The 335-nt window shown below is 61.2% G+C and carries 1 protein-coding gene; it reads left to right on the top strand.

Annotation, left to right across the window (positions count from 1 at the left end):
- Positions 1-335 (top strand): ABC transporter substrate-binding protein (locus AC3A4H_RS23675; RefSeq protein WP_487768890.1); only part of this gene is annotated, 335 nt, incomplete at both ends.

The raw sequence follows: 335 nt of genomic DNA, 5'->3' as shown, positions 1-335 counted from the left end.
TTCATCGGCGCCTCGGTTCCGCGCACCGGCACCTATGCCGTCCAGGGTGAAGACGAAATCAAGGGCATGGAACTTGCTGTCGAGCACATCAACGAGGGGCACGACCTGATTAGGCAGATCGCGCCCAAGGTCAGCAAGGGCGTGCTGGGCAAGCAGATCAAGCTCGTCATCGCCGACTCGGGCGCCAAGCCGAACAACGCCGTCCAGGAACAGCAGGCTTTCATCAACGACGACAAGATTATCGTCATGACGGGGGCCACCTCGTCGGCGGTCGCGGTGGCGCTGAACAAGTTCGCCCAGCGTGAGAAGATCCTCTACCTGGTGGGAATCTCCGG

The organism is Pseudaminobacter sp. Soil_N_29, from assembly GCF_057656055.1.
The sequence above is the reverse complement of the archived record's forward strand: the minus strand, read 5'-3'. Positions and strand labels throughout refer to the sequence as shown.